We start from the raw sequence: 13978 nt of genomic DNA, 5'->3' as shown, positions 1-13978 counted from the left end.
TATTTTTAGCGCTATAATGATAAACGAATTTTCATTGAAAGGAGTTTTACTTTGACTGCATATTTATTTCCAGTAAAAACAGCATTTATTTTATTCCCCTTTTTAGCAATGTTTCTTTTAATCCCTTTTTTAATATTTAATTATCGAAAATACGGTTATTTAAATAAATGGCGCTCATTTATTTTATACTCATTATTACTTTACTTATTAAATGCCTATTTTCTTGTTATTTTGCCGTTACCACAAACGTTTGATACTTGTAGCCTACAACCAGCTAATACACAACACATGCAACTCTCACCATTTTATTTCATACAAGAGATTAGTAGTCATACATCGGCAGTTTTAACGAAACCAGCTACTTATTTCTACTTATTAAAAGAGTCTGCGTTTTTACAAGTTGCATTTAATGTTCTATTAACTGTTCCATTCGGTATTTACTTACGTTATTATTTCCGACGTAGTTTCTTACAAACAATTTGCATTTCCTTTTTCCTTTCACTATTTTTCGAGCTAACACAAGTGACTGGATTATACGGTATATACAATTGTGCATACCGATTATTTGATATCGATGATTTGTTTTTAAATACATTAGGTGGCGTAATTGGTTTTATCATTGCACCAATATTTACGTACTTCCTTCCGAAGACAAACGAGTTAGATAGTCATATTGATTTGGAAACGAAACCAGTCGGATTCATTCGTCGCCTTATCGCGATGCAAATTGATTGGATTTTCTTATCTATCGTCGTACCTGTCGTTAAAAACAAAGGAAATTCTTTCTTCGTTTCTAATATGCAATCTTACACGAATATGTATGAACTCATTTTCATTACGTGTTCAATCCTTATTTATTTTATTCTTATTCCATACTTTACAAATGGAAAAACAATTGGGAAAGCATTGCTTCGCATTCATCTGAAAGGAAAATCAGATCGTATTACATTAAAAGAACTATTTATTCGCTACGGTATATTTTATTTTGCGTTAGGCGGAATCAATTATATTCTTTCTAGTAGCTCTATGTTAAATCATACAGAACCTTTAGTATTACTCGTTACATTGTTATTCCTATTTATCATTAACGGCCTATTCATTATTCATGTTTTACTGCATGTATTTAGCCGTGATAAACTACTATTTTATGAACATATTAGTCATACAAGAAATGCAATTACACTAAAAAAAGCTGACAAATAATTATTTGTCAGCTTTTTTATATACATAATGTGAAAATTTAATCAGTGGGGGTCTTACTGCCCGGCAAATAGCGGGATAAATAACTTTTCTGCATAAGGATTAAAAAACATTCCAAGTTCATCTAGAGACTTCCTCGCCTGTAAAAACGAATGAAACTCTGGATATATATCTTGTAATTGCTCATACGATAATGTATGCATTTTCCCCCAATGCGGACGTCCTTCATACTTCAGAAAAATTTTTTCCACTTCGCCAAAGTAAGCAGCATATTTCATACCTTTATACATATGAACAGCGATATACGCTGAATCTCTTCCATAGGCTGGACTAAGCCATATATCATCACCTTTCACATAGCGGCATTCGATCGGGAAGTGCACCTTATACTTTTTCTTTTCAATAAGATTTGAGATTTCTTCTACAACCGTCCTCATATACTTTGAAGGAATGCTATACTCCATTTCATAAAATGGTACCGTACGTGATGTAGCAAATACTTCATAGCTCGGGCCAATTATTTTTGTGTTTGGTACAGCTTTAGCTGATAATCGACTCACTCCTTTACTTATAGAAGGAAACCATTTACACCCTTTAGATAGTAAAGAGAACATCCTATTTTCAAGTAACTCCACCTTTAATTTATGCCATTTCAAATCACTGCCTGTATTCGTTGTTTCGTTCGTAAGTTTTACTTGTACTTCATCAGAATAAGGAAAAACGAAAAATTCAAAATGACGATGCTTCTTATATTCTTCTAGTTTGTTCATTACAGTGGATAATGACTGTTTTTCACTTTCATAAACGAGTGAATACGCTGGAATAACCTTTAATTTTATCTTTACAATGATACCTAACATTCCAAGTGACAACTGAAACGCTCTCCAATATTCTACGTTCTCAGTTTCCGAACAAACTATACTCTCACCATTAGATAAAACTGCCGTAATCTCTATAACTTGTGTTGATAAACTCCCAAAGGTAATACCCGTTCCATGAGTCCCCGTACTAATCGCTCCTGCAATAGATTGTGAATCAATATCCCCTAAATTTTCTTGCGCATAGCCTTTTTCCTCAAGTAACTTCCCTAAATCATATAACTTTGTTCCTGCCCATACTTCAGCAACCATCTTCTCTGCATCAATATTCACAATACCCTTCAATTCATCTAAAGAAACTAAAACTTCTTCCGTTTGCACAAGGGGGGTAAACGAGTGTCCTGAACCGACAACACGAATTTTCTTTCCCTTTTTTCGCGCAAGCCCCACAACTTCTACTACATCTTGTATACTTTCTGGATACATCGTATAATGCGGCGTTCCTTCTACATTCCCTGTCCAATTTCTCCACTTTTTCCCCTTTATAGAAAGCATTGGCCATCCCCCCGATATGTTGAATACTCCCCAACAATCTCTCCTTTTTTAACACGATACAAAAAAGGAAAGCGCTCACATAATTCACCAGCCTTACTATGACGAAACAAAATGGACTCTCCTATATCCACTCGTTCCTCGCCGTTATAAAAAATTGGCGTTTGTACCTCGCCAGCACCTTCTAAAGCTAATAGTTTTGCACCCTTCGGTCTCCAAACTTCAGGCTCTTTATCTTTTCCAACTGCTCCTGAAGCAATATATCCACCACCTAGGCAAGTGTAAATAAACTGGACTGGTTTACGCACAACTGGTAATGCAAATCCGACCGCTGGATGAAATTTCACCTCTTTATAATAATCAAACAGCTTCGGAGAATAAAAAGCAGAACCTATTGTAATCTCTGAAACTGAATTATCTTTCTCAGTTGTTTTTATGCTTCCTGTTCCGCCTCCATTTACAAACCTTAGCTCAATACCAAGTTTTTGTATTGCTTTTACAATATGTTCTCTTCTTTCTTTCACTTCTAGCACTGATTTCTGCTTTAAATACGAAATCACTTTACTTTTCAGCCATTGATTCGGTATATGGTCTCCCACCCCAGCAATTTGAGCTTCATAACCCATCACACCATCTAACATTAAATATGATGACCTTCTCACCTTTTCTACTACTTTCAACACATCCTGCACATTTTTTACTGGGGATCTTTGTACACCAAAATGAAATTGAAAGAAACGACTACTCATATCAATATCCAAACAAACACGAAAACATCCTTTAGATTTCTCAGCAATTTTTTCTAAATACACAATATGCTCTTCACAATCCACCATACAAGTTATAATGAAACCTTTCTTTGTTAGCAAACTAATTTCACACAAAGCTCTTTCATCATAAGCAGGATATCCGAGCAATAAATCATTAAATCCTTGTTCTATTAAAAATAAAACCTCTCTAGGTGAAAAGCACATAATACCTTGAAATCGATCATTTGCAGCTAAAATCTTTTGCATAATCGGAACAGAACGTAACGATTTACTCGCTATACGAATCTTCTTATTTCCACTTAACTCTATAATCGATTGAATATTTCTATCTAAAGCCACTTCATCCAAAAATGCACACGGTAATGGAACTTCTTTAAAAATTCCTCGATCCACATTTTTCTCTCCTCTTTTCAATATGTCTTATACATATTGGAAAGAAAGTATGATTTTCCTGTTTGCAAATAAAAAAAGTTTCTTCTTTACGAAGAAACTTTTTGAAACTACTTCATAGAAATAGTCGCCTCTACTGGATAATGATCAGAGTAATCATTATACGTATATTTTTGGAACCATGATGTAACAGTCCATTGTGGAGATTTCGGCTGTAACACCTTATTCTCTATATACGATGGGTTCGCATGGTCTTTACTTGCAATAATATAATCTAAATATTCGGCAGGACTATCAGGGAAATTATATTTTGCAATACTGTTTGTCGTTGCATCCCAAGTCGCTGTATGTCCAGTATAAGATGGTACAGAAGCGTTCAATGTTTTAAACATAGATGCATACTCTGAATCATTATTGTTCTCTGCATTTATCTTATTTACGTTCATATCACCACCAATTAACACATACTCATTATTTGGTATATTTTTATTTTTAATAAAATCTTGAATTTCTTTTAATTGGTTCGTACGTACAGATGCTGGTGAAGTTTTTCCGCACATACTATCTTCAGCCTGCAAATGCGTCCCAATCACGTGAACGAAACGATCATTTTTCTTAATTTTCGTGTATACAAATCCTTTATTCGATAAATTATCTGGCCCGCACCCTTTTGCAAATACATATTGAATCTTTTCAGCGATTGGCCATTTGCTCACAATCGCAACGCCACCATCTTCAGGAGTTGAAGATGAATAGTTTCCTAACGTTTTATCCCATTCACTTCCACTACTACGACCTAATACTGCTGTTTGATTTGGATATTCTTTCTTCAAATTCCCTAATAAACGATCTGAAGCGCTATTATCAAACACTTCATTTAATATAACTACATCTTGATTCTTTATATAATCTGCCGCCCCGATTAAATCAGCACGCTCAGTTTGTCCCCAGTTCGGATATAAGTTTGTTGATAGCATATATACATTATGCGTCATCACTTTTAATGTATCATTTTGATTTGTAGACACTTCTGCTTGAGCTGACGTTCCGCTATATAAAGCTCCTAAACCAACACCTAAGCTAAGTACACCTTTTAGCAATTTACCTTTCACGTTTCATACCTCCATGTATTGTATAGTGATAAAAAGGCCAAATACTCTATTCTGAGATTTGACCTTTTTTAAATACTTAACGATTTCCGTACGTATCAAACCAAAGCTGAATATATCCAGCAGTAACACGTTGTGCATCCATTAAACGCTTACCTGTCATTGGTGTAACTTCAGCGCGCCATTTATCTGCATATTCTTGTGATACAGCAGCTCTCACGAACCAATCTTTCGTATTATCATTTACAATGCCAGCGTAATCTTGTTTCGCAACTACTGCCGCTCCATGAATCCAATCTTCTGGATTCGTACCTTTCCAGTTCCAATATCCATTTCCATCCGTTACTTTATAATTATCTTTTATCGTATCTACAAAGTTTTCATATTTAGAATGGAATCCTTGTGGATACGATAGATTCGTAAAGTTTGCCGCATGCATCGGTTGGTTTACATCCCCTAAATAATGAAGAGATAATCCTAAATAGAAGAACGCTTGTTTCATATCTTTATTTTTATAAGACTCACCAGCTAATTTAAAATATTTAGCTCCTGTTTCCTTTGCTTGCTTTGCATACGGAATATAAGTTTTCCCATTGTCAGGGTCATAGAAATGTGAAGCAAATGTGCTATTATCATAATAAGGATTTTCATAGTCAGCAGCATAAATACCGTTCTCTAACTCAGTACGCCATTCATTTAATAGTGCAACTCGATCTTGTTTTACAAGTGTTGTATTACGAGACATAATATCAATTGCACGGTTTACAATCCATAAATGAGAATTCACGCCTTCTTTATGTTTATCTTCAGCAGACCAGCGCGGAATAACTCCAAATCTCTGTGCCCCATCATTTTCATGAGCAAATGCAACACTTTGTAATGGAGCAACTAATGTAATAGCTGCTGCTAAAGCAAGTACTTTCTTTTTCATATAAAATCCTCCATTTTATAATTGAATTATTGTAAACATTTTGTTAGGATCCTATGATGTCGTCCGGTTAACCTATGACTAGAATATCCCACCTTTCACGAAATTTCTATCACTAAATTAAAATATGCAAATGTTCATATCATTATAACTTTATACACAGTGAATATAATGAATGAATACACTTTCATTTTAATAAACTATTATTAAGGCTTGTCTAAACTAATGTAAAAAAAGAGTAAAGCATACACATGCTTTACTCTTTTTTTCTATTCGATAATATACTTGGCAATTGTACATTAACTGCCAACTTATGTATAAATCCAAACACTAATCCGATCCCTATAAATATGTATAATATCGTAAATATCTTTCCGAAGTCAGTTTTGGGACTAAATTGTCCATCACCGACAGTAGTCAGCGTCATAACGCTAAAATATAAAGCATCCAGAGGACGTAACCCCTCCACTGTACTATAAAAGATTGTACCAGATATTAATGTCAAAATTGTTAATACGAATAACACTTGAAATTCTTTATCTTTCCATGCTCGCAAACAAGCTTTTAGCATCCGTTTCAATGTCAACATAAATGAAAGCATTAGACTTCCCCTTCCAAACAAAATACCTTTAGTTACAGGAAAGTCTATCACCTTTCAGTATAGAAAAAAAGTAGCCCTCTTCTATTTCTAGAAAAGGGCTACTCTATTCGATTCTATCTTATTTAGGTGAAACAAGAATTTTCACTTGTGTTTTATCTTTTACAAGTGCTTCAAATCCTTCTTCAACAACTTGATCCACTGTAATTTTTTTCGTAATTAATTTCTCTGCTTGAATTTGACCGGAGCTAATCAATTTAATAACAGCTGGGAAGATGTGACGGTATCCTAAAATACCAATAACTTCTTTTTCTTTTAATACTAAGTTATTTGGAGTAATTGTTGCGTCTTTTTCCCATACACTAACAATTACAGTTTGTCCTTCGAAGCTTGTACTTTCAATCGCTTGGCGTAGTACAACTTCAACACCTGTTACTTCAAAGCTAACATTTACACCTAAACCATTTGTTAAGTTACGAATTTCAGCTAACACATCTTGAGTTGCTGGATTTAATACATAATCCGCACCTGCTAATTTCGCTAACTCTTGACGTTCTTTAGAAAGTTCAACTGCAATAACAGGAGTTGCTCCTGCTGCTTTAGCTGCTTGGATAACAAGAAGTCCAATTGGACCGCAACCAAATACCGCTACAGCTTCCCCTTCTTTTAATTTACTTTGACGTACTGCATGAACTGCTACTGCTGCTGGTTCTACAAGCGCACCTTGTTCATACGTCATTTCATCTGGAATGTGATGAACCATATCTTCTGGTACTACTGTATATTCAGAGAAACCGCCGCCTTCTCCGCCAAGACCGTGGAAAACAAGTTGTTCACAAACATTGTAATGTCCATGTTTACAAGCTTCACATTTACCACAAGAATAAATTGGCTCTACAACAACGCGGTCTCCCACTTTATGAGATGTAACTCCTTCACCAATCTCTATTACCTCACCACTAAACTCATGACCTAAAATAACAGGTGCTTTCACATGTGTTAATGGATGTTCTTCTGTTGGAATAAAAATAGGCCCTGCTAAATATTCATGCAAGTCTGTCCCACAAATACCACACCATTTAACTTTGATTTTCACTGTTCCTGGTTTTACTGTTGGTTCTGGTACTTCTTCTACTCGTACATCACGTTGATTATGCCAAAGTAGTGCTTTCATTTTATACATCCCTCTCTATGTATATACTTAACCTGGTGAAGTTTACAATTCTATTATAATACTTCTATCCATATATTTCAAAAAAACAATCACATCCCCACTAATTTTTTACAAATAACGTTCAATATTTTGTCACTTTGTACTTTTTTCCACATCTGTTAATTCAATTTCATTGCAGGTGAAATTAGCATTGTGCCATAATAGCATAGGAGAGGTGAATATCGCTTGAAATATTTTATTTACTTTATCGTTATCGTGGCATTTTTAGATACATTTTCACAATTACCTATTATGAGTACTTTCGCTCAAAGCCTTGGAGGAACTCCTCTTATTATCGGGCTAGTTGTCGGTATGTACTCATTCGCTAATATGATCGGTAATATTATTGCTGGAGCCGCTGTCGATAAATTTGGTGCAAAAAAAATCCTTTATATAAGCATGGGAATTACGAGTTTCATAGTCTTGTTATACACCGTTGTTCAAAGTGGTGAACAACTATTAGTTGTGCGCTTTATGCATGGATTTAGTGATGGCTTTTTAATTCCTGCTGCCTTTACATTTTTATCAAAACAAACAAATGCAAAAAGACAAGGAAAAGCAATGGCTCTATCTGGTGCTGCTGTTGGAACAGCCGCAATCGTAGGACCTGCTTTCAGCGGTATTATGAAAGCAACAGCTGGCGTAGAGTGGGTCTTCATTACTATTTCTATTTTAATGGCTCTTGGTACGATCGTATCTCTATTCTTCTTACCAAATAACGTATCAAGAAAAGATACATCAAGAACGCAAATGATGAACAAAGAAGATATGGTTGAACTTTTAAAATCAGAACCGTTATTACAAGCATATATTGGTGCTTTCACATTAATGTTTTCACAAGGAATTGTCACTTATATGTTACCAGTAAAAGTTGAGGCATTAGCGCTTAAAGCATCTACAACAGGCATGATGTTAAGTGTATTTGGTATAACTGCTATCCTCTTCTTCTTGCTTCCAACAAATCGTATTTATGATCGATTTAATCGTTCGAAACTAATGCTAATCGGAATTGCAGTTATGGCATTCGCATTATCTTTACTTGGATTATTTGCTACAAAAGGTATGCTCTTTATCGTAATGATGATTTATGGAATTGGATTCGCAATCCTCTTTCCGTCTATTAACGCTTTACTTGTTGAAAATACTACAGACGATAATCGCGGAAAGGCATTCGGATTATTTTATGCCTTCTTCTCATTAGGAGTTGTTGCTGGCTCCTTTACAGTCGGCGCAATCGGAGCATCACCTAGCATCAGCTTCATTATCGGGACAGCATTTTTATTAACATTTGCTGGGATGATTTATGTAAGAAGCAAAGTAAAAAAGACAATGATGGGATAATCCATCGTTGTCTTTTTTAAAATGCATATTTATATAATCCATAATACAATGGAAGCGTTGGAATAATGCCAATTAATTTAAATATAAAAGGTAATGGCTCATCTCGCTCTTCATATAAACGAAAAACAAAAACTGCAGTTAAAGTCCAACTGACGCTAAACAAGAAGATACATTTCCAAACAATCGAGGTTAATATTTGTATATCAAATACAAAACCAAAGAGCCCTATCGAATAGAACTCTTTTTGCCCAATATATTACTTTTGTGTATAACCAAATAACAATGTAAATAAATTGAGCCGTAAAGGCAATAATACATCTCTTCTTTTAAACAGAAAGTTTATAAATACTGACGATACTTCGACAATTTCCTCGGAAATATTTCCTTTCCCCACATAATTTGATACAGTACACATGAATAAACACTTGTATTACATAAAGTGAAACTTTAATCAGTGGGGGTTTTGTTCCTCCCCACTGATTATTAGTTGAACCAATCGGGCTTTTACGGGCAGTTGATCTCCCAACTAACTTCTTTATTTCCACTGAATTTTGAGGTGGGGATCTTACTGACCGTTAATGCGGGATAAACTAAAATAATAACTTACTGTACAAATTAAAAAGCACACTCTTCATATGAAGAATGTGCTTTTATGTTATTAACGTTTAATCCAAACAGCGCCTGCCGATTTATCTTCTGCCTGTCCAACAACTTGGAATTTAAGTCCAAGGTTTGGAACTTTTCTTCCTGCGTCTGCAATTTGCTTGTTACTATATACTTTTGAATCATCAAAAGTTGTAACACCTTGTAATCCAGAATAGTTAAACTGACCACGTGTTAATGAATTTACACTCCATGCTGGTGTTTTATCAAATGAAAATGCTGCATCTGCAATTTGCATGCCTGTATTACCGTATGCTGGTTTTCCGTTTAAATTACCAACTAGCGCTTCTGGATGAGAATCTACAACACCAAGGAATCCTTCACCTGGATGCACCCCAACCCAGTTATCTTTGAAACTATCATCTGCATACCAAACGACAAGACCTGTATTATACACTGGACCTTTTCCTGCTTTTAAACCATTATCTGATCCCGCATAATTTCTCCACTCTAAGTAGTAATAATGAGCTTTCTTCTCTGTCCCATCAGAAACAACAAAACCATTTAAATTCATTTTAGACTGTCCTTCTGCATCATCAGAAAATACAACTTGTCCATCAACAGTTACATTTACATTGTCCATCGCAAAACCTTTATATGTTACAGCCGGATCTGTAATATAGTCGAATTGTAGTTTCACTTTTTTGCCTTTAAATTGACTTAAATCATATGATTTATCAATCCATTTCCCATCTGTTGTATCTTTATCTCCTTGGACTACTTTTTCCCCAAGTCTATCAATTAATGTTTTCGTTCCATCTTCTGTTACTACATGTACTTCGACGAAATCGCACTCTGCTTCTAACTCATAATTTGCTTTATAATCGAATTTTGCATTTGTTCCCTTTGTTAAATCAAAGAATGGTGTCTCTAACGTTGTATGCATATCATCGCCTCTTGTACTATAATATGCATGCTTTCCAAACTCCGGTTTAATCGTTTCAACACTTTTACCTGGTAAGTTAACACGTACAACGCCTGGACGATTTGATTTCGTAACACTTTGATCAATATAGGTAGGAACTCCCACACCACTCTTAATTTTATCGTAATCTACTTCTAATATTTTTGCCCAGTTGCCACCCATATTCTTTTGTAAGAAGTCTTTATTTTGTGGTGAAAAACTAGTCGGCTCTGTTCCTGCGATTTTCCCTGTCCAACTACCTCCACTCATTAATGACCAAGCTTCGACTGGTGAACCATTTCCAGTATATTTCGTGTCATATTCATCTGGTAATCCAAGATCATGTCCAAATTCATGTGCAAACACACCTACAGCTCCATCTTCTGGTTCAATTGTGTAATCATGTGCTGCTACTTTACCACCAAAGTAATCTACCTTTGATTTCGTACCTTCAATCGCTACTGGATCTACTGCTAATTTTGAACGATGTGACCAGATCGCATCATCACCTAATTTACCGCCACCAGCTTCTTGACCAACACCAGCATGGATTACCATTAAATGATCAATTACACCGTCAGGTTCATTTTGATTCCCGTCCCCGTTTGTATCATATCTATCAAATTGATCAAACTGAGATAAATCTAGTCCTTTCTCAGCAGCTGCATGCAAAGCTTCTTTCACTAAATCACGTGCACCCTTTGGACCTTTATTATCGTGACCGCTGCTACCATCAGCTCCATAATCAGATGCTTTTCCTGGAACAGTTAGCCACTCCGTTACATATCCATCTGTCGTATAACTACCACCAGACTGCTCTTCATAGTATTGTTTAAACGTTTTTACTTTTGAACCATCAAATAAAGTATACGGCTCATTACCGAACAACATCTTTTGATAATGTTCTCTACTAAAGTCTTTCGAATACATATAACCTGGTGTTTGATCAATATTATTATGTTTATAATCACTAAATTCAACGAGTAACACTAATACTTTATCCGATCGAACAGATCCCTTATATGGAGCTTGCTTTGCTTTTGAAGTTGGAACTTGCCCATTCAATTGCTTTTTATTTGGTTCTGGCTTTTGCTCAAGGCTAACATTTTTTTCAGCCTTTTTTACATTTTCCTTTTCTTCCATCTTTTTCTCTTTTACTTTTTTTGTGAAATCAGATGTTTCTTGTGAGTGAGCATCTGGAAGAATTTCTTTATTCGCCTGATCTCCTTGTTTCTTTTCAATATATTGCTCAACAGCTTTTTTCGTCTCTTCTTTAGAAGATGCTGGATTAATTGTTCCTCTTTCTTTCAGAGCTTCCGCTAAACGATCTTCTTGAATTAAATTGTAATCAATTGGTGTTGTAGATACACTATCTTTCTCTTTTGCTACCGTTTCTGCATATGCTAACGGAGCACTCATTACAGATGTACATCCGATAATTGCCGCAATTGCTAATGATGACAACACTTTAAATGGTGCTTTTCTTCTCATTCCATTTCTCCCCTTTATAAAACTTAAAATTCAGATAAATCGGTGCATTTTTGTCCAAATCTCTGTTTACTACCCTCCCTATATAAAAAGACATAATTCTATAAACATTAAGCTTTTTGTTATAGAATCATGCCCTCCAGTTTTCTGGTCAGACCCTCTATCTTTTTATCCCTTGGTTCAATTAATAATCAGTGGGGGGATGAACAAAGCCCCCACTGATTAAAGTTTCACTTTATGTCGAAATATTAAAAATAAAGAGTTATGTGATATATATTAAATATCTTATATAACAAATTTAAAAGACAATATGCAAAATTGCATGAAAATTCTTTTAAATAAAAAAAGAATCCTAGTCAATTAAACTAGGATTCTTGCTTTTCTATTATTTCTCTTGTGTTTTTTCCCAATCAGCTAAGAATTTCTCAATTCCTTGATCTGTTAATGGGTGCTTCACTAATGAAGCAATTACGTTTGCTGGGATTGTTGCAATATGTGCACCGTTTAATGCTGCGTCAGTTACGTGAACGCTGTGACGTACAGATGCTGCGATGATTTCTGTTTCGATACCATGAATTGCAAAGATTTCTGCGATTTGACGAATTAAATCCATACCGTTATGACCGATATCATCTAAACGACCTAAGAATGGTGAAACGTACGTTGCACCAGCACGAGCAGCAAGTAATGCTTGAACTGCTGAGAATACTAATGTAACGTTTGTACGAATTCCTAAATCAGAGAACGCTTTTACTGCTTTTAAACCTTCTGTTGTCATTGGAACTTTTACAACAACGTTTGGAGCAATCTTCGCTAATTCTTTTCCTTCTTCAATCATTTTATCAGCTTCTAAGCTAATTACTTCTGCACTTACAGGTCCTTCTACAACGTTGCAAATTTCACGAATGCGCTCGTGGAAATCTACGCCTTCTTTTGCTACAAGTGATGGATTTGTCGTTACTCCAGCTAATACGCCTAATTCATTTGCCTCTTTAATTTCGTTAATGTTTGCTGTATCAATAAAGAATTTCATTTGTTGTTCTTCCTTCCTAATTTTCATTTTATATTTATTTATTTTTCTTAATAAGCTCTAATTCAATCGGAATAGATTTGTCCACTTTTTTACCTTGTGTTATCTCTTTTGCTGTTTGCATCGCCTTCTCTCCGATTAATTCTGGTTTTTGAGCGACTGTTGCAGCCATACGCCCATCGTTAACCGCTTTCACAGCATCTTCTGTTGCATCAAATCCAACAACTACTACATCTGTTTTTCCAGCAGACTTCAATGCTTCAAGTGCACCTAATGCCATCTCGTCGTTATGAGCAAACACGGCTTTAATATCGCTATTTGCTTGCAAAATGTTTTCCATAACAGATAATCCTTTCGCTCTATCAAAATCAGCCGCTTGTTTGGCAACTACTTTTAAAGACTTATCGGCTACGTTATGGAATCCTTTCCCACGTTCACGAGCAGCAGACGATCCAGGGATTCCTTCTAACTCAGCAACGTTTGCTCCTTCGCCGACTAATTCACGAATGTAATCACTAGCCATTTGACCACCTTCGATATTATTAGATGCAATGTGAGAAACAACCTTACCTGAATTCGCAACGCGGTCTACTGTAATAACAGGAACATTTGCTGCGTTTGCTGCACTTACTGCTGAAGCAACAGCATCTGAATCGGTCGGATTAATAACAACTACATCGACACCCTTTTGAATTAAATCTTCAACATCGTTCGTTTGCTTTGCTGCATCATTTTGCGCATCAACAGCAATCAATTCGATGCCACTATCTTTCGCTTTCTTTTCTGCCCCCTTTTTCAAAGTTACAAAGAAGGGATTATTTAAAGTTGAAACAGAGAATCCAACTTTAATAGTTTTATTTCGACCTTTATCGCTAGAATCCTTTGCCCATTCTGGCGGTTCCATTGAACAACCAGCAGTAATAACCATAATACATGCAACGAGTATAAGTAACCATTTCTTCATGAACTGTCCC

Annotated in this window: 11 protein-coding genes and 1 pseudogene; 2 read left to right on the top strand and 10 right to left on the bottom strand. The window is 35.4% G+C overall.

Features of this window, described 5'->3' with window-relative positions; translation table 11 throughout:
• Positions 1–51 precede the first annotated feature (51 nt).
• The gene (locus MR112_RS26020) at positions 52–1203 is read left to right on the top strand and encodes a VanZ family protein (protein WP_000128025.1); all 1152 of its coding nucleotides are present in this window, start codon (positions 52–54) and stop codon (positions 1201–1203) included.
• A 53-nt stretch (positions 1204–1256) separates the two neighbouring features.
• Here MR112_RS26020 and MR112_RS26015 read toward each other — a convergent pair whose 3' ends face one another.
• The 6 genes from MR112_RS26015 to bdhA all read right to left on the bottom strand — a co-directional run bounded on the left by MR112_RS26015 (position 1257) and on the right by bdhA (position 7539).
• On the bottom strand, positions 1257–2573 hold the full coding sequence (locus MR112_RS26015) for a D-arabinono-1,4-lactone oxidase (RefSeq protein WP_000948912.1): 1317 nt from the start codon (positions 2571–2573) through the stop codon (positions 1257–1259).
• On the bottom strand, positions 2561–3733 hold the full coding sequence (locus MR112_RS26010; protein ID WP_074555142.1) for an amino acid deaminase/aldolase: 1173 nt from the start codon (positions 3731–3733) through the stop codon (positions 2561–2563). The genes MR112_RS26015 and MR112_RS26010 overlap by 13 nt, the downstream gene beginning before the upstream one ends.
• Before the next feature lie 107 nt (positions 3734–3840).
• A complete protein-coding gene (gene sph, locus MR112_RS26005) occupies positions 3841–4842 on the bottom strand; it encodes a sphingomyelinase C (protein WP_000676803.1) in 1002 nt (333 codons plus the stop codon).
• 76 nt (positions 4843–4918) lie between these two features.
• Complete coding sequence (gene cerA / locus MR112_RS26000) at positions 4919–5770, bottom strand: phospholipase CerA (RefSeq protein ID WP_000730995.1); 852 nt, start codon at positions 5768–5770, stop codon at positions 4919–4921.
• A gap of 253 nt (positions 5771–6023) precedes the next feature.
• Positions 6024–6368, bottom strand: a complete 345-nt coding sequence (locus MR112_RS25995; protein ID WP_000948241.1) for a potassium channel family protein — start codon at positions 6366–6368, stop codon at positions 6024–6026.
• A gap of 118 nt (positions 6369–6486) precedes the next feature.
• Entirely contained in the window at positions 6487–7539 is a 1053-nt protein-coding gene (bdhA, locus tag MR112_RS25990) for a (R,R)-butanediol dehydrogenase (RefSeq protein WP_000645827.1), read from the bottom strand.
• A gap of 225 nt (positions 7540–7764) precedes the next feature.
• Here bdhA and MR112_RS25985 point away from each other — a divergent pair, with 225 nt between their 5' ends.
• The gene (locus tag MR112_RS25985) at positions 7765–8919 is read left to right on the top strand and encodes an MFS transporter (RefSeq protein WP_000873271.1); all 1155 of its coding nucleotides are present in this window, start codon (positions 7765–7767) and stop codon (positions 8917–8919) included.
• Positions 8920–8935: 16 nt separating this feature from the next.
• On the opposite strand, the pseudogene MR112_RS25980 reads toward MR112_RS25985, so the two are convergent.
• The 4 genes and pseudogenes from MR112_RS25980 to rbsB form a co-directional block, all read right to left on the bottom strand.
• Positions 8936–9148, bottom strand: a pseudogene (locus MR112_RS25980) (hypothetical protein); the annotation flags it as partial.
• 429 nt (positions 9149–9577) lie between these two features.
• On the bottom strand, positions 9578–11977 hold the full coding sequence (inhA2, locus tag MR112_RS25975) for a M6 family metalloprotease immune inhibitor InhA2 (RefSeq protein WP_001252987.1): 2400 nt from the start codon (positions 11975–11977) through the stop codon (positions 9578–9580).
• A 382-nt stretch (positions 11978–12359) separates the two neighbouring features.
• Positions 12360–13007, bottom strand: coding sequence for a fructose-6-phosphate aldolase (gene fsa / locus MR112_RS25970; RefSeq protein ID WP_000667670.1), 648 nt, complete (start codon positions 13005–13007; stop codon positions 12360–12362).
• Positions 13008–13041: 34 nt separating this feature from the next.
• A complete protein-coding gene (rbsB, locus tag MR112_RS25965; RefSeq protein WP_000758976.1) occupies positions 13042–13968 on the bottom strand; it encodes a ribose ABC transporter substrate-binding protein RbsB in 927 nt (308 codons plus the stop codon).
• Positions 13969–13978 lie beyond the last annotated feature (10 nt).

The sequence above is a fragment of the Bacillus cereus group sp. BfR-BA-01330 genome (assembly GCF_022663885.1).
In the GTDB taxonomy this organism is placed as follows: domain Bacteria; phylum Bacillota; class Bacilli; order Bacillales; family Bacillaceae_G; genus Bacillus_A; species Bacillus_A cereus.
Note: the sequence above shows the minus strand (reverse complement) of the source record. Positions and strands in the feature narration are given on the sequence as shown.